The organism is Pseudooceanicola lipolyticus (genome assembly GCF_002786325.1).
Taxonomy (GTDB): domain Bacteria; phylum Pseudomonadota; class Alphaproteobacteria; order Rhodobacterales; family Rhodobacteraceae; genus Pseudooceanicola_C; species Pseudooceanicola_C lipolyticus.
The window spans coordinates 1-22063 of sequence record NZ_PGTB01000008.1; the positions used below are offsets into that span (position 1 = coordinate 1).

The 22063-nt window shown below is 57.9% G+C and carries 16 protein-coding genes and 2 pseudogenes; 10 read left to right on the top strand and 8 right to left on the bottom strand.

Features of this window, described 5'->3' with window-relative positions; genetic code table 11:
* Window positions 1-34 precede the first annotated feature (34 nt).
* The 6 genes from pcaF to CVM52_RS04740 form a co-directional block, all read right to left on the bottom strand.
* Window positions 35-1234 carry a 3-oxoadipyl-CoA thiolase gene (gene pcaF, locus CVM52_RS04715; RefSeq protein ID WP_071974433.1) on the bottom strand — a complete coding sequence of 400 codons (1200 nt, stop codon included), beginning with the start codon at window positions 1232-1234 and terminating at the stop codon, window positions 35-37.
* Between the two features lie 2 nt (window positions 1235-1236).
* A complete protein-coding gene (locus CVM52_RS04720) occupies window positions 1237-2157 on the bottom strand; it encodes an FAD-binding protein (protein ID WP_071974432.1) in 921 nt (306 codons plus the stop codon).
* Window positions 2157-2915 (bottom strand): electron transfer flavoprotein subunit beta/FixA family protein, encoded by a 759-nt coding sequence (locus CVM52_RS04725; protein ID WP_009827023.1) that lies wholly within the window; start codon window positions 2913-2915, stop codon window positions 2157-2159. The genes CVM52_RS04720 and CVM52_RS04725 overlap by 1 nt, the downstream gene beginning before the upstream one ends.
* A gap of 76 nt (window positions 2916-2991) precedes the next feature.
* Entirely contained in the window at window positions 2992-3747 is a 756-nt protein-coding gene (locus CVM52_RS04730; RefSeq protein WP_037954867.1) for an SDR family NAD(P)-dependent oxidoreductase, read from the bottom strand.
* A 72-nt stretch (window positions 3748-3819) separates the two neighbouring features.
* Window positions 3820-5457 carry a flavin-containing monooxygenase gene (locus CVM52_RS04735; protein WP_071974431.1) on the bottom strand — a complete coding sequence of 546 codons (1638 nt, stop codon included), beginning with the start codon at window positions 5455-5457 and terminating at the stop codon, window positions 3820-3822.
* Window positions 5458-5582: 125 nt separating this feature from the next.
* Window positions 5583-6485: an alpha/beta hydrolase gene (locus CVM52_RS04740; RefSeq protein ID WP_071974447.1), complete on the bottom strand. Its 903-nt coding sequence runs from the start codon at window positions 6483-6485 to the stop codon at window positions 5583-5585.
* 287 nt (window positions 6486-6772) lie between these two features.
* Between CVM52_RS04740 and CVM52_RS04745 the strand changes: the two are divergent.
* Together CVM52_RS04745 and CVM52_RS04750 are read left to right on the top strand one after the other, a co-directional pair.
* Window positions 6773-7800, top strand: a pseudogene (locus CVM52_RS04745) (IS110 family RNA-guided transposase).
* 324 nt (window positions 7801-8124) lie between these two features.
* A pseudogene (locus tag CVM52_RS04750) lies at window positions 8125-8873 on the top strand (IS5 family transposase); the annotation flags it as partial.
* Here the strand turns inward: CVM52_RS04750 and CVM52_RS04755 are convergent.
* Entirely contained in the window at window positions 8861-10900 is a 2040-nt protein-coding gene (locus tag CVM52_RS04755) for an FAD-dependent oxidoreductase (protein ID WP_232786402.1), read from the bottom strand. The pseudogene CVM52_RS04750 and the gene CVM52_RS04755 overlap by 13 nt on opposite strands.
* Before the next feature lie 8 nt (window positions 10901-10908).
* Complete coding sequence (locus tag CVM52_RS04760) at window positions 10909-12363, bottom strand: NAD-dependent succinate-semialdehyde dehydrogenase (protein ID WP_232786403.1); 1455 nt, start codon at window positions 12361-12363, stop codon at window positions 10909-10911.
* Window positions 12364-12534: 171 nt separating this feature from the next.
* Here CVM52_RS04760 and CVM52_RS04765 point away from each other — a divergent pair, with 171 nt between their 5' ends.
* The 8 genes from CVM52_RS04765 (at window position 12535) to CVM52_RS04800 (ending at window position 22014) form a co-directional block, all read left to right on the top strand.
* Window positions 12535-13329, top strand: a complete 795-nt coding sequence (locus CVM52_RS04765; RefSeq protein ID WP_017467065.1) for an IclR family transcriptional regulator — start codon at window positions 12535-12537, stop codon at window positions 13327-13329.
* Between the two features lie 15 nt (window positions 13330-13344).
* On the top strand, window positions 13345-14505 hold the full coding sequence (locus CVM52_RS04770; protein ID WP_017467064.1) for an acyl-CoA dehydrogenase family protein: 1161 nt from the start codon (window positions 13345-13347) through the stop codon (window positions 14503-14505).
* 18 nt (window positions 14506-14523) lie between these two features.
* Window positions 14524-15678: an iron-containing alcohol dehydrogenase gene (locus CVM52_RS04775; RefSeq protein WP_017467063.1), complete on the top strand. Its 1155-nt coding sequence runs from the start codon at window positions 14524-14526 to the stop codon at window positions 15676-15678.
* A complete protein-coding gene (locus tag CVM52_RS04780) occupies window positions 15678-16880 on the top strand; it encodes a CaiB/BaiF CoA transferase family protein (protein ID WP_088672647.1) in 1203 nt (400 codons plus the stop codon). The genes CVM52_RS04775 and CVM52_RS04780 overlap by 1 nt, the downstream gene beginning before the upstream one ends.
* A 52-nt stretch (window positions 16881-16932) precedes the next feature.
* On the top strand, window positions 16933-17814 hold the full coding sequence (locus CVM52_RS04785) for a helix-turn-helix domain-containing protein (RefSeq protein WP_232786404.1): 882 nt from the start codon (window positions 16933-16935) through the stop codon (window positions 17812-17814).
* 73 nt (window positions 17815-17887) lie between these two features.
* Window positions 17888-18346 (top strand): acyl-CoA thioesterase, encoded by a 459-nt coding sequence (locus CVM52_RS04790; RefSeq protein WP_007120589.1) that lies wholly within the window; start codon window positions 17888-17890, stop codon window positions 18344-18346.
* Between the two features lie 204 nt (window positions 18347-18550).
* A protein-coding gene (locus CVM52_RS04795; protein ID WP_369924169.1) for an IS3 family transposase occupies window positions 18551-19677 on the top strand; the annotation gives its coding sequence in 2 pieces (ribosomal slippage) (window positions 18551-18797 and window positions 18797-19677; 1128 coding nt in all).
* 165 nt (window positions 19678-19842) lie between these two features.
* Entirely contained in the window at window positions 19843-22014 is a 2172-nt protein-coding gene (locus CVM52_RS04800; RefSeq protein WP_009827031.1) for a ParB/RepB/Spo0J family partition protein, read from the top strand.
* Window positions 22015-22063: the final 49 nt, after the last annotated feature.

Consider the following 22063-nt stretch of genomic DNA (forward strand, 5'->3'; position numbering starts at 1 on the left):
ATGATTATGGTAATTTTTAGGCTGTCACGGCACCTCAGACAGCTTCGAGTGCGATTGCAATTCCCTGTCCCACGCCAATACACATGGTCGACAACGACTTTTCTCCAGGTTTGAGGTCCAGCATCGCTGAGCCGGTGATGCGGGCACCCGACATGCCAAGCGGATGGCCGAGAGCAATAGCGCCGCCGTTTGGGTTCACGCGGGCATCATCATCCGCGATCCCCAGGTGCCGTAGTGTGGCCAGACCCTGCGAAGCAAAGGCTTCGTTAAGTTCGATCACCGAGAAGTCTTCTTGTTTCAGTCCAAGTCGCGCCATCAGCTTTTTCGACGCCGGTGCCGGCCCGAAACCCATGATGCGCGGTGCAACGCCGGCGGTTGCGCCGCCCAAGACCCTTGCGACCGGCGTGAGGCCAAATTTTTTTGCGACGTCGCTGGTGGCAAGGATCAATGCTGCGGCACCATCGTTCACGCCTGAAGAATTCCCTGCGGTTACCGTGCCATCCGCTTTTACGAAAGTTTTCAGTTGGGCGAGCGCTTCCAAAGTCGTACTCGCGCGAGGGTGTTCATCCTGTACGACGATCTTTGGCTCCCCCTTTCGCTGAGGAATCTCTACCGGGACAATTTCACGGGCCAAACGACCGTTCGCCATAGCAACGCTCGCCTTTTGCTGGGAATGTAGGGCGAAAGCATCTTGGTCGGCGCGGTTGATGCCGAAGACTTCAGCCACGTTTTCGGCCGTTTCAGGCATACTGTCGACGCCGTATTGGCTCTTCATCAGTCTATTGACGAAGCGCCAGCCGATGGTGGTGTCTTCCACACTATTCTCGCGCGAGAATGCAGTTGTAGCTTTTGGCATCACAAACGGAGCACGAGACATGCTTTCCACACCGCCAGCAACAATGAGATCGGCTTCTCCAGCTTTGATCGCGCGGGCGGCTGTGATTACGGCGTCCATACCCGATCCGCACAACCGGTTCATCGTCGTGCCAGGGACACAATCCGGAAATCCCGCGAGTAGCAGCGACATGCGTGCGACGTTGCGGTTGTCCTCGCCCGCCTGGTTGGCGCAGCCGAAAATCACTTCGTCAATGGCCGCTAGATCTAGCTTCGGGTTTCGGCTGGCCAGGGCCCTGAGTGGGATTGCACCAAGATCGTCGGCTCGCACAGAAGAAAGCGCGCCGCCATAGCGACCAATTGGTGTGCGGATGTAATCGCAGATGTAGACGTTTGTCATTCTTAGAGTGCCTTTGTCATATCCGGGACGGCGTCGAGCAGGTCTGCGACCAGGCCGTAGTCGGCGACCTGGAAGATCTGGGCCTCTTCATCCTTGTTGATGGCGACGATGACCTTGCTGTCCTTCATGCCTGCAAGGTGTTGAATTGCCCCGGAAATCCCGACCGCGATGTACAGCTCGGGCGCCACGACCTTGCCGGTCTGGCCGACCTGCCAGTCGTTCGGTGCGAACCCGCTATCCACCGCCGCGCGCGAGGCGCCGACGGCAGCACCCAGTTTGTCCGCAAGTGCTTCAATAATCGCGAAATTTTCCTCGGAACCGACGCCGCGCCCGCCCGAGACCACGACCTTGGCCGAGGTCAGTTCCGGACGATCCGACGCCGCGACCTTGTCCTCGACCCAGGCGCTCAGGCCCGCGTTGCCGGCTGCTGCGATGGCCTCGACGGCGGCCGAGCCACCCTGGCCAGCCGCGTCGAAGGCGGTGGTGCGGACGGTCAGTAACTTCTTGGAATCGTTGGACTTTACCGTCTGCATCGCGTTGCCCGCGTAGATCGGGCGCTCGAACGTGGACCCGTCCAGGATGGCCGTCACGTCCGACAGAACCATCACATCCAGCAGCGCCGCAACGCGCGGCAGGATGTTTTTCGCGCTTGCCGTGGAGGGAGCAACGATATGTTCATAATTGCCTGCCAGGCTGACCACCAGATCGGCGACCGGCTCGGCCAGGCCGTTGGCGTAGGCCGCGTCATCCGCGACCACAACCTTCGCCACGCCGTCGATCTGCGACGCGGCCTGACCCGCAGCAGCAGGGCCCGCAACCAGAACGGTCACATCGCCCAGCGATTTGGCAGCGGTCACCGCCTTGGCGGTGGCGTCCAGCGCCAGCGCGCCACCGGCGATTTCTGCAAGGAGAAGAACAGCCATTACACGATCCCCTTTTCTTTCAGTTTCGACACCAGCTCGTCGACCGAGCCGACCATCTCGCCTGCCGACCGTGCGGCGGGCTCGGCGGTTTTCACAATCTCCAGGCGCGGGGTGACATCGACGCCGTAATCGGCGGCGGTCTTCTCATCCAGCGGCTTCTTCTTGGCCTTCATGATGTTGGGCAGCGAGGCATAGCGCGGCTCGTTCAGGCGCAAATCGGCGGTGACGATCGCCGGCAGCTTGACCTTGATCGTCTGCAACCCGCCATCCACTTCGCGGGTCACGACGGCATGATCGCCTTCGATCCCGACCTCGGAGGCATAGGTCGCCTGGCCCCAGCCCAGCAGCGCCGCCAGCATCTGGCCGGTGGCGTTCATGTCATTGTCGATCGCCTGCTTGCCCGCGATCACCAGGCCCGGCGCCTCGGCGTCGATCACGGCCTTCAGGATCTTGGCCACCGCCAGCGGCTCGATGTCCTGGTGCACGTCATCGGCGGCCACAACCAGGATCGCCCGGTCCGCGCCCATCGCCAGCGCCGTGCGCAGCGTTTCCTGCGCCTGCTTCACGCCGATCGAGACGACGACAACCTCGTCCGCCTTGCCCGCTTCCTTCAGCCGGATCGCCTCTTCGACCGCAATCTCGTCGAACGGGTTCATCGACATCTTCACATTCGCGAGATCAACTCCGCTCCCGTCCGCCTTAACGCGAACCTTCACGTTGTGGTCAATTAGGCGTTTTATAGGAGCAATTATTTTCATTGGCTTTTATCGTTTTCAAAATTTGCAATGGTGGTAACGGCCCGGATTCCGAGCCGTTACTCGGGATGGGTCCCTGTCAATTCGCAGTATAACCGCCATCTACTACAATCTCTGCTCCGTGAACGAACGATGACTCATCCGATGCGAGGAACAGGACCGCATTCGAAACCTCTTCAGGTTTGCTTGGTCGCTTGAGCAGCGTCGCCCCCAGAATTGCCTGCCGGGTAACTTCGTCGGCGTGTAGCAGATCTTTTGTCATGGGAGTATCGATGACACCGGGATGGATCGAATTCACGCGTATGCCACTTTCAGCCAGGTCGACTGCGCAGGATTTCGTCAACATCCGTACGGCGCCTTTGGATCCAATGTAGGCTCCCGCCGAAGCGGCTCCAACAATCCCATAGATTGAAGAAATATTGATAATAGATGCCTTTTCGGCCTCTTTCATCAATGGAACCGCGGCTCGGATGCCGAGATAAATACCGCGTACATTGACGTTGAACGTCATGTCAAATTCGTCAGGCGAGGTTTCGTGGAGCGGCTTAAGAATGAGAATGCCAGCGTTGTTCACTAGCACATCAAGCCGACCAGCACTTGATTGCACCGTAGAGATGACATTCTTCCAATCTTCTTCAAGCGTCACGTCATGTTGAATGAATTCCGCCTTCCCTCCGGCTTCAATGATACCTTTCACTACGCTTTCAGCCGCTTCCGTGTCACGGTCGGTTACAAATACATGCGCACCTTCACGTGCCAGCGTTTCACAATGGGCTTTTCCCATGCCCATCGCTCCACCTGTTACCAGTGCGACTTTTCCGAATACCCTTCCCAAATCTCTCTCCCTAGTTTTCATGAACAAATTTAATTGGTTCCGCCGGGGATTCTTGATGCCCGGCGGAATTCTTTACACCTTCTCGGCAGTGCGGTTGCGGATCAGGGATGTATAACCTTCCTCCTTCACTGCATTAATGGCATTTCGGTAATTGCCAATCCCGGCCATGTAGAACATTACTGCATTCTTCTTTCCGGGGATATTTGCGCCGAAGATCCAGCTTTCAGCTTTGGGGAAGAGTGTCATGTCGGCGATTTCACGACAGGTGCGAACCCAAGCATCGCGCGCTTCCACGGTTGGCTCCACACTTTGAACCCCCTCTTTTTCCATTGCGCAAATCGTGTCAGCGATCCATTCAACTTGCGTCTCAATGCTGGGGGGCAGGTTAGTGAAGGGGCCATTAGGGCCAAGGATCATGAAGAAGTTAGGGAAGTCTACCTCCATCATGCCGAGGTAACCGAGTGGGCCTTCCTTCCAAGTGTCGCGCATGGTCACGCCTCCGCGTCCGCGGAGGTCCATTTTGACGTAATTGCCGTCGACCGCATCGAAACCAGTGGCAAAGATTACGATGTCAAGCTCATGCTCCTCGCCGCTTTCGAGACGAATGCCGTTCGGAGTGAACTCTGCGATCGGATCGGCCTTCACGTCGGCGAGGGTCACGTTGTCTCGGTTGTAGACCTCGTAATAGTTGTTTCCGCAAAGCGGGCGCTTGGCGTAAAGGTCCTTCGGCGTCAGTTTCTCTGCGACCTTGGGGTCCTTCACGATTTTCTTGATTTTGCCCTTGATGAAGTCAGCGGCCGCATCATTGGCCACTTGGCTGGTCGCAATATCGCAAAAGGTGCCAAACATGAAATAGAAACCACCGCCGCGCTGCCAGGCGGCTTCGAAGACCCGCTCCCGTTCCTCGGGCGAGGCGGTTTCGGCGGGTTCGGCGCTTTCTTCGAAGCCGAAGGCCACAACAGAATTCTTCACTTGATTCCAGATATTATCGTAGTTCGCCTTTTGCTCGGCGATGGTAGCATCGTCTTGCGGGGTGTTCCCAATCGGCACGACATATTGTGCAGAGCGCTGAAAAACAGTCAGGTGTTTTGCAATTGGTGCCGTTGCAGTGATAACCTGAACACCCGTCGAGCCGGTGCCGATAATGCCCACGCGTTTGTTGCTCAAGTCCACTCCCTCGGGCCAGGCACCTGTGTGTAAGATACGGCCTTTGAAATCATCGATGCCCTTGAATTTTGGAACATTCGTTGCGGACAAGAGACCGAGGCCAGTGACAAGGTATTTGGCGGTAACTGTCTCACCACTATCAGTGATCACGTTCCAGAGACCGGTTTTTTCATTATAGTGCGCGCCGTCCACCTTGGTGTCGAACTTGTAGCTGCGTCGGAGATCGAGATGATCCGCCACCTCGTTCATGTATTCGAGGATCTCGGGCTGGGTCAGATACCGCGTTTTCCAGCGGCCTTTTTGAAGCAACTCTTTGTCAAAAGAATAGCGGTAGACATAGCTTTCCGTGTCCGACAGCGCACCGGGATATCGGTTCCACCACCAGGTGCCGCCAACGTCACTGGCGCTGTCATAGCCCCGGACGTTCAGTCCCTGCTCGTTGCGAAGTTTGTGGACGGCGTAAAGCCCGCCGAAGCCCGCGCCAATGACGACTGCGTCGTAATCCGCTCCGGATGTTTTAGTAATCTCAGTCTGAATGTTCATGTCACTCCTCCCAGAGTAAGACTGCTCCGCCCCGCAGTTTGCGGGTGAGATGGCAGATGAATGTGTCGTAGGGGTTTCTCTCGCACCGCACCGCACCGCACCGCAATGCAGTGCGAGTACAGGTGTCAGAGGGCCTGATACCATGCGGCGATGCGACCAAGTTCCTCGTTCGCCTCGGGCGCGCGTCCCGAAAGCGCGGGAAAGACATGCTGCATGCCTTCGACGATAGACAGGGTCACATTTACGCCCTGTGCCTTGGCCTTTTCGTGCAACCGCTCGGCATCGCTCCTAAGCGTCTCAGCCCCTCCGGCATTGATATAAAGCGGCGGGTAACCGGTGAAATCGTTCTCCAGCGGGTTGGCCAACGGATTAAGCGGATCCGTGCCTTCACCGAGGAACATCCCCGCCATCGCTTCGAGGATCGGTTTGCCGACTAGCGCATCGGTTTCCGCGTTGGTTTCCAGTGTTTCCCCGCGCATCGCCATGTCGAGCCAGGGCGAATAGGCGATGACCGCTCCGGGCAGTGGCAACCCAAGTTCGCGTAACTTCAGCACGCTGGCGATGGCAAGATTGCCGCCAGCACTGTCGCCAGCCGTCAGAATATTTCTTGCCTTGAAACCCTTATCCAGCAGCGCTTTGTATGCGGCTACTGCATCTTCGATCTGCGCCGGAAATGGGTGCTCGGGTGCGCGCCGATAGTGCAGGATCACCGACGTAACCCCAAGCACCTTAGCGAGGTGCCCTGCCATTTTTCGATGACTATCGGCTGAGCCGACGGCAAAGCCGCCACCATGAGTGTAAACAATTACACGCGAGGTATCTGCCCCGGCTGGTAGGGCCCAGATAGCCTCAACTCCTCCGACATGATCGCTTTTGTAGCTAACGTTTTCCGGCTCTAGTGCGGGCTGCCCCCATTCATCGAACATGCTGCGCAGGTTCGCGATCGTCAGGTCTGGGTTCTCGACCATCTGATCGGTCCAATTCTGATAAAGCGCCCGCAGCGTATCGGCTTCTCTACTGATTTCCATGTTTATCCTCCCAAGCATAACATTTGGCAAAGCCACCAACTGACGTCGCCAATCTCGAAGACGTCAAACGGTCAACGGCATACGCCAATTATCTCAGAGTAAGGGCGAAAAATGCGCCATGTATTGAACAATCCTGCTTTGGAAATAGTATGATCGTGCTCAGCCTGTCGTGAGGCAGATATGCCCGTTACTAGGCTCTGTTGATGGCGTGGATACCCCCTCCCGACGGCATCGCAATGTGCCACTATGATGAGCGTTAAAAGCCATCACAGAAGGAAGGAGCATCTATGTCCGAAATTAAAATTATCGGTGTCGACTTGGCAAAGCGCGTTATCCAGTTGCATGGTGCGTACAATGATGGGTCAGTCGCGTTTCGCAAAAAGCTTTCACGAGGCCAGTTTCTCGCGTTCGTGGCACAGCAACCCAAATGCATGATCGCCATGGAGGCGTGGCCACGGCGCATGGCTGGGGCCGCGAATTTGAGAAGCTGGGGTGCGACGTGCGGTTGATACCGCCGGTCTATGTGAAGCCGTTCGTCAAACGCCAGAAGAATGATGCGACCGATGCAGAGGCCATCTTGGAGGCTGCATTGCGTCCAACCATGCGCTTTTTCGCAGTGAAGACGGAAGATCAGCAGGCCCGTGCCATGCTGTTTCGCACGCGGCAGATGTTTGTCGGCCAGCGCCCCCAGATGATCAACGCTTTACGCGGCCACCTCGCCGAACACGGATTGGTCGCGGCCCGCGGGCCTGCCCATCTCAAGCGACTCGCGGACGCAATCGCAGGTGATGACACCGCGCTGCATGCTGAGGTTCGTGACCTCGGCCGGATGTATCTGGGGCAGATTGAGGGGCTGAATACGCGTGTTGCAGAGCTTGACGCGAAGATGCGATGTGCCGCCAAGAAAGCCGACTTGGTGCGCCGAACACAAACCATGCCGGGCGTGGTTCCTGTCACGGCGCTTGCGATCGAGACATTTGCCCGTGACCTGGCCACCTTCCGGCGCGGGTGCGATTTTGCCGCCTGGCTTGGGCTTGTGCCGAAGCAGCACTCGACGGGCGGCAAAGCCCGGCTCGGGAAGACCTCGAAGATGCGACAGCGCGACTCCGGACACTCTTGGTCTCTGGCGCTATGGCTGTCCTCCAGGCTGTCGAGCGGTTTGACACACCGAATAATGGCTGGCTGAAACGCCTACTAACCCGCAAGCCGCGCATGGGTCGCCGCGATTGCGCTGGCCAACAAGATGGCGCGTGGCCTCTGGGCCATCATAATGAAACAAGAGGATTACCGGAATCCGGTGGCGGCGATGGCATAGCGAAGACGGCATGCCACGACGTCCCGGTAAGTTGGGAGTGTGAGGAGGTCACTGAAAAGTAAGGGCAAAGGATCGATCAGATCCGGGTCAGAGAAAGCAGCATTTGTGCAGGAGCCACCGAGCTCGGTTTGTTGATATGCCTCTGGTCCGCGCATCGCCATACCGGCCCGCGGTTACATCAGCGCCGCACACAGAGGCCTGATACATGACCGCACCCGATCACACGCTCGCGCCGTTCAAAAAATCACTTGCACCAATGGGGGCATGCATGCACAAATCCCGTGTCGGACTCATCTTATGAATCCAGCGTGGTAGCTGAGGTGCATGAGCAGACCGACAACCCCGACATACAAGACCATGAACTGGCCCGCTTATAACGAAGCGCTCAAGCGCCGTGGCTCGCTGACGATCTGGTTTGACCCCGAGATGAGCTGGGAGGCCGTGCCGACAGGCAGAAGAGTTACAGCGACGCCGCGACCCAGACCTGTCTTTCGATGAAGGTCCTGTTCGGCATGGCCTTGCGACAGGCGACCGGGTTCGTCGAGAGCCTGTTGCGGCTGATCGGTCTCGACTGGACGGTGCTCGACTTCAGCACCCTGTCCCGGCGCCAGAAGACCCTGGCCGTGAACATCCCGTATCGCGGCTCCAAAGGGCCGTTGCACTTGTTGGTGGACAGCACGGGGATCAAGCTTGAAGGTGAGTGGCATGCCCGCAAGCATGGCGGCCCCAAGCGACGGGTCTGGCGCAAGATCCACCTCGGGATCGACGAGCAAACGTTGGAAGTGCGCGCTGTTCAGATCACCGGGAGCCACATCGGTGACGCTCCAGTGTTACCCAACCTTCTTGAACAGATCCCGGCAGACCAGCAGTGTCACGGCTGACGGTGCGTATGACACACGAAAATGCCAGGACGCGATTGCGGACCGTGGCGTCCACGCCGTTATCCCACCAGGTAAGAACGCAAAGTCTTGGAAGACCATCACCGCCTAAGCCGCGTCGAGACGAAGATGCACTGTGTTAAGTTGCTGGGGCAGCGCCTTATGGCGCGGGACTTTGACCGTCAGGTCGCGAAAACCCTTTCTAAATTACGAGGCACCCTCCAGTCGCAAGGATCCTCTCTGACAAGCGCGCTAAAGAGCGCGGCCAACCGATCCTTGCCGATATTTTTGGCGTGGTGCATCAGGCCTCCCCGCCAGCGGGGAAATCCGTAGCCGTGAATCATTACTAGGTCGATGTCTTGCGGTTTTTCTGCGACGCCTTCGTCAAGGATATCGCAGGCTTCCGCCACCATTGCGAGCAAGAGCCTTTCTACGATTTCGTCAGCTGAGAACTCCCGGCGAGTGAAGTTCATTTCTTCTGAGACACGGAGTATTTCGCTAGCGACCAGCTCCGAAGGTGAGGGTTTGCCGTCCGGCCCATAGTCGTACCATCCGGCGCCCGATTTGCGTCCTAGGCGTTTGTGCTTTTCGACCAGCCGCTCGACCAAGGGCACGTGACCACAGCAGTTCCCTTCTGCAGCGGCCTTGCGACGGATATTCGCGTAGGCGATGTCCAGCCCCGACATGTCCTGTGCAGCATATGGACCCATCGCCATACCGAATCCGCGCATAGCCGCGTCGATCTCGTCGACAATAGCCCCCTTCACCAGAAGGCGATTAGCGGCGTGACGGTAGCTAGACAAAATTCGGTTTCCGATGAAGCCATCGCAAACACCAGACAGTACCGGGATTTTACCAAGCCTGCGCGCCAGCACAAATGCTGCACCTAATGTATCGTCTGACGTTCGGTCGCTCCTGACGACTTCCAGAAGCTTCATAATATGCGCAGGACTGAAGAAATGAATCCCTACAAAGCGTGCTGGGTGCTTCAACCCATCAGAAAGCCGATTTACATCGAGATAGGATGTGTTTGTGGCAATAATCGTCTCGGGCGGCAGAGCACCTTCGAGTTCGGTCAAGATCGCGCTCTTGACCGCAAAATCCTCGAAGGCCGCCTCGATTGCTAGATCGGTTGGTGGCAGAGCGTCATAGCCTGAGACCGTAACCAGCCGGTCCTCAACCGCCTTTCCCGCATCGGGGGACAGAATGCCGCGACTGATACCCTGATCAATCAGCTTTTGCAGGTTTTCTCTGGCCCACTCTGCGGACGAGGCACTGCGTTCGACGACAGTCACCGAGATCCCTGCGGTCGCTAGCGTGTACGCAATAGCTGCTCCCATATTGCCACCACCGACCACGATGGCGGTTTCAGCATCTCGGGAAGGTCGGGGGTAGGTGCGCCCCTTGTTGGTTGCGGTACGCTCGGTGAAGAAAACGTGCCTAAGGGCCCGCGCCTGATCCGAGGCACGAAGGTCCAAAAACGCAGCGCGCTCGCTGGCCAGTGCGTCGTGCAGCGGCGTCATCGCGCTGGCCGCGACCAGGTCCACCGCAACATGCGGGGCATTCTGGCCAGGCATACGCCGCGCTACATGCGCTCGGGCGACTTCCGCTGCGACGTGGTTTGGCTTTGGTGAAGGAAGATTGTCGGGTGCCTGTGCCGCCTCAAGTACATCGTCATCGAGAGCTATGGCCGCGCCAAGCGGGTCATCGGCTAGCAGCTGGATCAGTCCCATTTTCAGTGCCTGCTCGGCGGAAACAGCCTTCCCGGTGACAATCATGTCAAGCGCAGCTTCAATACCGATAAGTCGCGGCAGTCTTTGGGTTCCCCCTGCGCCAGGCACGATCCCCAAGTTTACCTCTGGCAAGCCCAGTTTGGCAGAAGTTGAGGCGATGCGATAGCAGCAAGCCAGAGCAATCTCTAGTCCCCCACCAAGCGCAGCCCCGTTGATGGCTGCGATAGTCGGAATCGGAAGGTGCGCAAGTTGCAACAGCACGTCATTTAGTTGTGGATCAACAGGCAACTGTCCGAATTCCTTCGCATCCGCGCCCGCGACGAACGTCGTTCCTGCACCGGTGATAATCAGCCTGGTAGCGCCAGTTTCGAGGACTTGGGAGATACAGTGTTGTATTCCAGCCCGAACCTCCGCGTTGATTAGGTTAAGCGGCGAATTGTCTATGGTCAGAATTGCTGCGCCATTTGAGAAGCTTAATTCAATAGGCATGGGCATCCTCACAGCACTGGCGCTCGATTGCGCGAGATAAATTTGGTATTGAGATAGCCTTCGAAGGTTTCTGTCCCGCCTTCAGTCCCATAGCCGCTGTCTCTTACGCCGCCAAACGGAGTCTCGGGCAGAGCCAGGCCGAACTGGTTGATGCTTACCATACCTGCCTGCAAACCCGCAGCTGCTTTATCTGCACGCTCCAACGAATTGGTAAAGACATAGGACGCCAGCCCGAAGGGTAGCCCGTTGGCCCGCGACAGTCCGTCCTCTATTTCACGAAAAGACGAGACGACAGCAATCGGGCCGAAGGGTTCTTCGCGCATCAAGTCGATGTCGTCGTTGGGCGTATCGACGACTGTCGGGGCATAGAAGCTACCATGATTCCCAACCCTTTTGCCTCCCGTCAACACCCGTGCGCCGTTTTCGCGGGCATCCTCGACGAGCTTTTCCATCGCATTCACGCGTCCGCGATGACACAATGGTCCCATCTGCGTGCCTTCGGCTAAACCAGCGCCCACCTTTACGCTCTCAAATGCTGAAACTAGTTCGGACAGAAATCGATCGTAGATGCCTTGTTGTACGTAAAACCGGGTTGGGGCGATGCACACCTGGCCTGCATTGCGCAGCTTGTTGACCGCCAAGGCGCGCGCCGCGGCCGTGGCATCGGTGTCGTCGAACACCAATACGGGCGCGTGACCGCCGAGTTCCATCGTCGCCCGCTTCATATGGCGGCCAGCCAATTCTGCCAGATGCTTGCCCACCTCGACCGAACCGGTGAAGGTGATCTTGCGCACCTCGGGGCGCGCAATAAGAGTTTCCGAAATGAAGGCCGCATTACCCCAGACAAGGTTCAGACAGCCTTCGGGCAAGCCTGCATCCAGCAGATAGCGCGCAATTGCCATGCAGCCCGCCGGAGCCTCTGCCGGGCCTTTCAAGATCATCGTGCAACCTGACGCAAGCGCCGCCGCGACCTTGCGTACCGCTTGGCTCAGCGGAAAATTCCAAGGCGTGATTGCAAGGCAGACGCCTATCGGTTCGCGCACGACAAGCTGCTGTACCCCTGGGCTGCGCGATGGAATGATGCGCCCATAAATGCGCCGACATTCCTCGGCGTGCCAGTCGACGTGGTCAGCTGAGGCGCGGACCTCAGCCAAGGCCTCAGCCTGAGGCTTGCCTTCATCGAGAGTGATCCAGCCAGCGATCAGTCTGTCATTTTGGCGCAGCAGGTCGGCAAACCGTCGCAAAATTGCACTTCGTTCCATGGGAGAGCTGTTTTTCCATTGGCGAAAAGCTGATTCGGCGGAGTGAACCGCATGGTCCAGATCTGCGGCGCTAGCCTGCGGAATCTGTCCGATAGTTTGCCCGTTTGCAGGGTTTATGACTGCGCGATCCTCCGGCGTGGGAGAAGCGATCCAGTCCTGTCCGATGAGGTGCTGGATGGTCGGATAATTCATTTCTTTCATGGCGTTATGACCTCGCTTAGTTGTGTCATCCGCAGGATCCGGCACGAAGGGGACCAGATGGACGACCTTAGTTTTCCGCATAGCGGTAAAGTTTACCGCAGTATTGACGCGGACGTTATCGATCGTTTAGATGTGTTTCAAGACGCATAATTCTTCCCGAGGAGGGATGTCGTGAGACCAAGGAAAGACCGCACCAAGGACGCCGAGAGACAGGACCGCGATTTTGTCACGGCGTTGGCGCGCGGCTTGGAGCTGTTGCGGGCCTTTCGGCGGGAAGGGGAAGCTCTGGGGAACGGTGAGTTGGCCGAGCGCACTGGCCTGAGCAGATCGACGGTCTCAAGGCTGGCCTATACACTGAACAAGCTGGAATACCTCAGCTACGATCCGGATACAGCACGCTATCGACTGGCCCCTCCAGTGCTTTCGCTGGGTTTCTCCTGCCTTGCAGGGATTCCGCTGCGGCAACTCGCAAAGCCCTTTATGCAGGAATTAGCAGATTACACAGGTATGCCGGTGGCCATGGCCAGTCGTGACCGACTATCGATGGTCTATCTAGAGCGGTGCAAGGGCACCAACGCCGTCACGCTGGCGATTGAGGTTGGTGCCCATATTAAACTGGCCACTACCGCGGTTGGTCGCGCCTGCATAGCGGCACACGGCCCGGATGAGCAGGCCAGAATTCTGGCCCTTGTGGAGGAACATGAGGGTGACAACTGGCCGAATGTGCAGCCCGGAATCGAAGCAGCTATCGAAGACTACCAACAGTACGGTTATTGCACGTCCTTCACGGAGTGGAAGCGTGATGTGAACGCAGTAGCAGTGCCCTTCGTGCCGACGGACGGCTCACCCATCATTGCCTTCAACTGCGGCGGTCCTTCGCAAACCCTTACGCGCGATTGGATCGAAAGCGACGTCGCGCACCGCCTTGTCGATCTTGTCCGCCGCGTTGCGGCGGTCGCACCCTGAACAATAGAGAGCATAATGGCCCTTGATACAGATACCCTTTCCCAGTTTCTCGACGCGCTCGACCGCTTCGTGAAAGAGCGACTAATCCCTTACGAGGATCGCGTCGCCGATGAAGATGTGATTCCGCCTATGCTGGTCGATGAAATCCGCACGATGGGCCTTTTCGGCATGTCGATCCCGGAGGATTTCGGCGGGCTTGGCTTGTCGATGATAGAGGAAGTGCAAGCCGCTTTCGTTCTTGGCCAGGCTTCGCCTGCGTTCCGGTCGCTAGTTGGCACAAACAACGGGATCGGCTCGCAGGGAATCATCATCGATGGAACCGACGAGCAGAAGGCGAAGTATCTACCAGCTCTCGCCTCCGGAGATATGATCGCATCCTTCGCCCTAACCGAGCCAGATGCTGGTTCGGATGCTGGCGGTCTGCGCACCACTGCGCGGCGTGATGGAAACGATTTCCTACTGAACGGCACGAAGCGCTACATTACCAATGCGCCGCGTGCCGATCTATTCACGGTTTTTGCCCGGACCAGTCCAGAGGTGAAAGGTTCTGCCGGCGTAAGCGCTTTTCTCGTCGAGGCAGGGACGCCGGGCATAACGCTTGGCCAGCCTGACAGGAAGATGGGGCAGAAGGGTTCGCACACATGCGACGTCATCCTTGACAATGTCCGCGTGCCTGCCTCGAACATCATCGGCGGGCCGGACCGTCTGAACAAGGGCTTCAAAACGGCAATGAAAGTCCTTGATCGGGGCCGACTGCATATTTCTGCCGTCTGTGTGGGCGCCGCCGAACGGCTGATCCGTGACAGCCTATCCTATGCGATGGAACGCAAACAATTCGGTGAACCCATCGCTGAAAAGCAACTGATCCAAGCCATGCTGGCTGACAGTCGCGCCGAGGCCTTCGCAGCGCGTTGCATGATCGAAGAAACAGCACGCCGCAAGGACGCTGGTCAGAACGTGTCGACTGATGCTGCCTGCTGCAAGATGTTTGCCAGTGAGATGGTAGGTCGAGTGGCCGATCGCGCAGTGCAAATCCACGGCGGTGCAGGATACATGGCCGAATATGCGGTCGAGCGCTTCTATCGCGATGTGCGTCTCTTCCGCATCTACGAGGGGACAACCCAGATTCAGCAAATACTGATCGCGCGGAATATGATCCGCACTGCAGCAGCTTAACAGGAGCGAAGACAAACTATGGACTTCAATTTCCTTTCCACCCCGAGGATCGTCTGCGAGAGCGGTGGGCTTGGCCGGATCGGCAGCCTGATGCAAGATTTGTCTTGCACCCGTGCGCTGGTCGTGACGGACCCGGGCATATTGGCCTGTGGTTTTGCGGACGAGGCAGCCGCCGCACTTAGGGCTGCTGGCATCGAGGTTGAGATTTTTCATAAAGTCGAAGCGGACCCCCCGATCGCTGTCGTCGAGGCCGCGGTAGAGGTCGCGCGGGCCTTTGGTGCTGACGGAATCATCGGACTTGGCGGCGGCAGTTCACTGGACACGGCCAAGGTCATCGCAGCGGCGGTAGCCAACGATCAACCGATTACGGACATGATCGGGATCAATCAGGTCACCGATAAACGCTTGCCACTGATCCAGGTGCCAACCACGGCAGGGACCGGATCAGAGGTAACATGGGTGTCCGTGCTGACTTCGGAAAGCCACGAAAAAAAAGCGGTATATGCACCGCAGCTTCTGCCTGACGTTGCCTTGCTAGATGCAAAGCTAACATTGGGAATGCCTCGTCACATCACAGCGGCCACGGCGTTAGACGCAATGGTTCACGCCATTGAGGCAGTAACCAGTCGCACCAGAAAGAATCCCATTTCCGATGGAATGGCGGACAAAGCGCTGGTGCTTCTCGGTCAGAACTTACCAATCGTCATGGAAACGCCTTCGGACCTGTCAGCGCGAGAGGCCATGCTGTTGGGGGCGACACTGGCTGGGATGGCCTTCATTAATGCCAGCGTGGGGGCGATTCATGCCTTGTCATACCCACTGGGAACAGGTTTCAAAGTTCCTCACGGGCACGCAAACGCTCTGGTCGCAGGACCAGTGATGAGGTTCAACATGCCCGTTGCAGAAGCTGAATATGCTCGTCTATCGCGGTTACTACTGCCCTCGCGGCCTTTCAACTCTGATGCGGCTGCGGCCTATGGCCTGATCGACGAGATGGAACGGATGCTAGTCGAAAGCGGACTTGAGTCTCGACTTTCTGGTGTCGGAGTGACCGAGGCAGCCATTCCCGGAATGGCTAATGAGGTCGTGACCGGTATCACGCGATTGCTGGAGACCAACCCGCGCGACATGACAGCCGAAGATGTGTCGCGCCTCTATCAGGAGGCGCTTTGATGGCTGGCTCATTGGACGGGATCAAGGTGGTCGACCTCAGCCGCGTGCTGGGCGGGCCTTACTGCACCCAAATGCTTGCGGATCATGGCGCTGAGGTCATCAAGGTGGAGCCGCCTCTGGGCGACGAGACCCGCAGTTGGGGCCCGCCTTTCAATGATGAACTCAGCGCCTATTTCTCTGGCGCCAACCGCAACAAGCGGTCCATCGCTATCGATCTGCAGCAACCGGAAGGGCGCGACCTGATTTTGCGGTTTCTTCAGGATGCGGATGTTTTAGTTCACAATTTTAAGTCTGGTACTCTTGAAAAATGGGGGCTTGGTTATGATGATGTTCTCAGGGCACGTTTTCCTAGACTGGTACTCTGCCACGTGACTGGATTTGGTTCCGATGGCCCACTTGGCGGTTTTCCCGGCTATGACGCCGTGGTACAAGCTATGACGGGCCTCATGAGCATCAACGGCAATCCCTCCGAAGGCCCGACACGCATGGGTACGCCCATCGTGGACATCGGCACCGGTCTGATCGCCTGTAACGCTATTCTCGCCGCACTTTTGGAACGGGGCCGGTCCGGATTGGGCCAAGCCATCGAAGTGCCGCTATATGATTGCGCGATCAGCATGATGCATCCCCAAGCGGCTAATTCCCTCATGTCCGGACAGATACCAATGGCGACCGGCAATGGGCATCCAAATATCGTACCATACGACATGTTCGAAACAAGTAATGGCAAACTCTATCTGGCTATCGGTAACAATGGTCAGTTCGCAAAACTCTGTGACGTGCTTGGCCTACCTGAGGTGCCCTGCGATCCACGATTTGCCGACAATGCCGCGCGTCTTGCGCATCGGTCAGAGATGACAGAGGTCTTGTCAGAGTGCCTGGTGCAACATGACGCCTTCAAACTTGAGCCGGTGCTTTTGAAAGCTGGGATTCCCGCCGGAGTCGTTCGGAATGTGAATGAAGCGTTGGAGCATCCACACACCCGACATCGCGGCATGGTGGTATCAGTTGGCACCTACCGCGGCACCGGCGTGCCAGCACGCTTGTCGCGTACCCCCGGAGCGGTTCGCGCGGCACCGCCTCGCTTCGGGCAGCATAGTAGGGAGTTGCTTAGCGAGGCTGGACTGACAGAAGCTGAAATCGATAGATTGACTCAAGCGAATATCGTTCGAGAAGAACCGCGGATGCGCGAGACGACCTAAGCCGAAATTTCAGCTCAAGCGGACGATCGTGAAAAAGTTCAGGGAGGCCAAGATGGAAAGACTGCTCATATCACCGGACCGGATACCCGAATGGATTCCCGGCACGACTACGTTGGACAGTTCCGGGTGCAACTGGAACGGCATTACCCTGAAGGGCTATCGTTATGAGCGACAAGACGCGGCAATTCCCCCCATGCGCGACTATATGATTGTTGCATATGATGGCGCGCCAACCACTATGCGCCGCACGAGTGGCGGCCCATGGCAAAGCGCGCGCGTAGAGAAAGGTAGGATTTCCTTGCTCACGCGTGCAGAGGAATCCACTTGGAGTTGGTCCGAGCCTATCACGGTTAGACACGTCTATCTCAGTCACAGTGAACTCGAAAACGCGGCCCTTTCGGTCTTTGATCGTGACCCGAAGTCCATTGAGATCAATGATTGGCTATCTGCGAAGGACCCCTGTATCCTGAACTGCATCCAATTGCTAGAGAATGAGCTAAAGAACGGTGGAATCGGCCAGAGATTGATCATCGACGCCCTGCGCAGCCAGATCGCCGTTCACCTTCTGCGTCAGTACGCCAAGGTCTCTTTGACCAGCGACGCAAACTCGAACTTCAGCCCTGCTCAAAGGCAGAGAATCATCGATCTCGTTGAAAGCTGCTTAGGTGAAAACCTCAGTCTGGAAGACATGGCCGCATCTATCGGTTTCAGCCAGTTTCACTTTTCGCGTCAGTTCAAGGCGGAGTTTGGGTTGGCACCGTATGCATATGTTTTGCGCAAGCGAATATCGAAGGCCCAGGAGATGCTGAGAAAGGGTAATGCCCCCCTGAAAGTGGTCGCGCTTGACTGCGGTTTTGCAGATCAGAGTCATTTTAGTCGAACTTTTCGAAAAATGACAGGCGCGACCCCCGCCGAGTTCCGGCGCATGGCATAATGACCGGAAAACTATTCCTTCCTATCGCTGTCACGCACCAGAGACAAAGAAATGTTGAGCCCGTAACGCTGCAATGAATGTACCAGAAACAGAATTTAAACCACGATTTGCCTTCGAACGCAGGATTTTCTTTGGCGACTGTGACCAGCTGGGAATCGCCTTTACTGGCCGGATCACGAATTTCGCGCTGGAAGCGATCGAGACTTTCTGGGACGATTTGCTTTCAGGCCGGGGCTGGCTTTTTCTACTCACGGAAAGAAACACGGCCATGCCTTTTGTCTCTATGGACCTACAATTCCATGCGCCGGTGAAAGCAGGCGCGAACCTAGCATGCGAGGTCTATGTGGTCCATGTCGGGGAAAGTTCAGTTGGTCTAAAAGTTGTCGGCCGTCAGCATGACTTGATTTGCTTCGAATGCGAAACGAAGTCAGTTTTCCGAGATGCTTCAACATTTGGAAAAGTCAAAATTGAAAGCTCAATTCGGCAGATTTTGCTCGCGGAAGTGGGTTCGGAAAATCAAACAGTGAGCTAGCAACCTTTGAGGTTGCCGCCTGTAATCAAAGAGGTTTTTCGCCCCGTTTGCGTGTGACCGAGTGCAAATTTCTATCTGGCCTTCAAGAATGGCATTTTGAAAAGCCGCGGCCAGAGACGAAGGTCAGCGGATGAGGTCTGAAGTGGTCCCAGGAAACCGGACAGTCAGCTAAGGTGTTTCCCGAACCTTTGAAGGGATACGAACATGGCAAAGCGCCGGAACTTTACAGATCAGTTTAAGGCCAAGGTGGCGTTGGAAGCGCTGCGTGGCGACAAGACCGTGCAGGAGATCGCGGCGAAGCATCAGTTGCACCCAAATCAGGTCAGCACATGGAAGCGGCAGGCCATCGAGGGCATGGCCGATGTGTTCTCGGGTGGCAAGCAGAGCGGCCCGACCGAGGCGGAAGTAAAGGAACTTCACGCCAAGATCGGGAGGCTGGCGGTCGAGAACGATTTTTTGTCGGAAGGGCTGAAGCGATGAGCCCTGGAAAGAAACGCGCGATGATCAACCGGGATCACCCCAAGCTGAGCATCAGCCAGCAGTGCAAGCTGGTGAGCCTGAGCCGGTCGGCGTTCTACTACACGCCCGCCGGGATCGACGCCGACACGCTGTCGATGATGAAAGAGATCGACCGGGTGTTCACCAAATACCCATTCTTCGGGTCGCGCCAGATCGCGGCCTATCTGCGCCGGGAAGGCATTGTTGTTGGCCGCCATCGCGTCAGGCGATTGATGGCGAAGATGGGTCTTGAAGCGGTCTACAAGCGCCCACGAACCAGCCAGCCGCATCCTCAGCACCCGGTCTTCCCGTATCTGCTGAGGAAGATGGTGATTGACCGACCGAACCAGGTCTGGTGCGCCGATATCACCTTTGTGCCAGTCAGAAATGGCTTCCTCTATCTGGTGGCAATCATGGACTGGGCGACGCGCAAGGTGCTGAGCTGGCGGTTGTCGAACACGATGCACGCCGACTTCTGCGTCGAAGCACTGAGCGAGGCCATCGCCAGGTACGGCCCGCCTGAGATCATGAACACAGATCAGGGATCGCAGTTCACCGGATCGGCCTGGATCACGACGCTGACCGAGGCGGGCGTGCGCATCTCGATGGACGGGCGCGGGCGTTACCTCGACAACATCTTCATCGAACGCCTCTGGCGATCCCTGAAGCAGGAGGCCATCTATCTCGAAGAAATCAATGAAGGCTTCCGGGCCCGTCGTGTCATCAAGGGCTGGATGGCATTCTATAACACCAGCCGACCCCATTCCGCGCTTGATCGGCAGACGCCGGACGACGCATATTGGGCAGGCTTGGAAGAGCGACACGCAGCATGAAACCTAAACCCGATACACCTTAGAAACGCTGCAAACCTGTCCGAAAAGATGGGACCACTTCACACGTCAACGCACAGTGAAAGCCAGAGAAAGGGAAGCCCGGGTGCCGGGCTTGAAAGGATAGAGAGAGGCTCATCCGGGTCCGGCGAGACAAGGACCCTGACCATGGCCAAGACCACGACCCGCCCGAATCCCACCACCTCAAAAAAGACCGAAGCCGTTGGATCGGCCGCGCCTGACGGCGGTGCCGACATCCGGATGATCCCGCTCGACAAGCTGGAGCCGAGCCCACTCAACGTCCGCAAGGTGGCCGCAAGCGCCAGCGACGATGCCGAGATTCTTGCGAGCATCCGCGAGACGGGAATCAAGCAGAACCTGGTGGTTCACGCACTTTCCGAGACACGTTTTGCCGTCGACGCAGGCGGTCGTCGCCTCAAGGCGCTGAAACAACTCGCCGAGGACGGTGTGATCCCCGCTGATCATCCAGTGCCCTGCCTTGTCGAGGACGAGCGCAACGCCATCCTTACCTCGGCCACAGAAAACCTCCAGCGCGCGGCGATGCATCCGGCAGACCAGTTCGAGGCCTTCGACAAGATGATCGGCGAGGGTCGCAGCGAAGACGAGATTGCGCTCAAATTCGGCGTCTCCGTCGACCTGGTGCGCCGTCGCCTCAAACTCGCCCGTGTCGCACCCGAAATCATCGAGCAGTTTCGTGCCGGTGATCTGACCCTCGAATGCGTGATGGCTTTCACGCTGACCGACGACCATGACCGCCAGCTCGCGGTCTGGAACGCCGTGAAGGGCGGCTATCACATCCATCCGCAGAGCATCAAACGTCAGCTGACCGGGGCCGCACATTCGGCGAACTCGGCAATTGGTCGATTTGTCGGCATCGAGGCGTATGAGGCGGCGGGCGGGGTTCTGCTGCGGGATCTCTTCGACGACCGGGCAACCGCTCATATGGAAAACCCCGACCTCTTGGAGCGTCTCGCCATTGAGAAACTGCAGGCTGCGGCCAAACCCTTCGAAGGGATATGGAAATGGGTCGAAGTGCATCTTTCGGTGGATTATGGCGCGTTTCGCAGTTTCGGGCGGGTCTATCCGCAGGACATCGAACCGGATGCGGACATGCTGGCCGAGGAGGAACGTCTCATCGCGCGTGAGGAAGAATTGGCGGCGCAGAACGACGGGGAGGACTGGACCGACGCGGAGACCGAAGAATACTACGCCATCGAGCCGCGTTTGCGCGAAATTGAAGCCATGCAGCGCGAACGGCAACCCTATGCCGAGGCAGATCGCGCTATCGCCGGTGTAGTCCTGACCATCGGCCATGACGGGGTGTTGCGCGTCGAGAAAGGCCTGGTGCGGCCCGAGGACATTCCTGTTGCGCCCGAACCGGACGATACCACCGCAGATCCGGATGGCGCTCCCTCCCCTGCCCGCCCACAGGTGACGCCGCCGACCTCCTCCACGCCGGTGCCGAGCTCCGACCCGGCCGCGACGTTGCGCAAGGCGGACGGGATTTCGGCGAGCCTGGCCGACGATCTGCGCGCCACGCGTCAGCACATCCTGCGGGCGCATCTGGCGGCGGATTTCGAGGTGGCTTTCGATGCGATGCTCTACGCGCTCTGCGAGCAGGCTTTGGGGCGGTCCTACAACAACGAGGCGCTCGATATCTCCATCCGGCCCTTCCAGGCGCAAAACCGCGAGGTGCTGCATGCGGACACCGTCGCTCAGAAGATGCTTGAGGCGTTGGAGCAGGACCTCGCCACCGACTGGATGAAGCTGGAGAAACCCGATGACTTCCGGGCGATGTCGGCCCTGCCCATTGCGGACAAGCAGGCGCTTTTCGCCTGGGCGACGGGTCTCGCGGTCAAGCCGCAGCTCTCCTCTGACAATCGCCCCTCCCACATCATTGAGGAGATTGGTGCGCGGCTCGACGTCGATGTGGCGGCCTGCTGGCGCCCGAGTGCCCAGAACTACTGGGGTCGCGTCAACAAGGGGCATGCGGTGGCCACGGCGCGCAAGCTCATCGGCGATGATTACGCCGAGGATCGCAATCGCGAACGCAAGGGCGATCTCGCAGCCGCGATGGAGCGCGCTTTCGCGGAAACGGCCGGCGAGACGGAAGGTTTCGACGCGGCGACGGCAGCAAAGACAACGCGCTGGCTGCCAGACGGGATGGTGTTTGCCGGTGCGGCGGAGGCCGACGCCAAAATGATTGGCGATGCGCCCGAGGCGGAGGAAGGCGACGTGCCTGCCGCAGACGCTCTGGCCGAGGCGGAGAGCAATGAACCATCGTCCTTGCCCGCCTTCCTTAGCGGAGATGCGGCCTGACGAAGCGAACACCGACCTGATCACGACATGAGCTTTGGGCCGCCCTCAC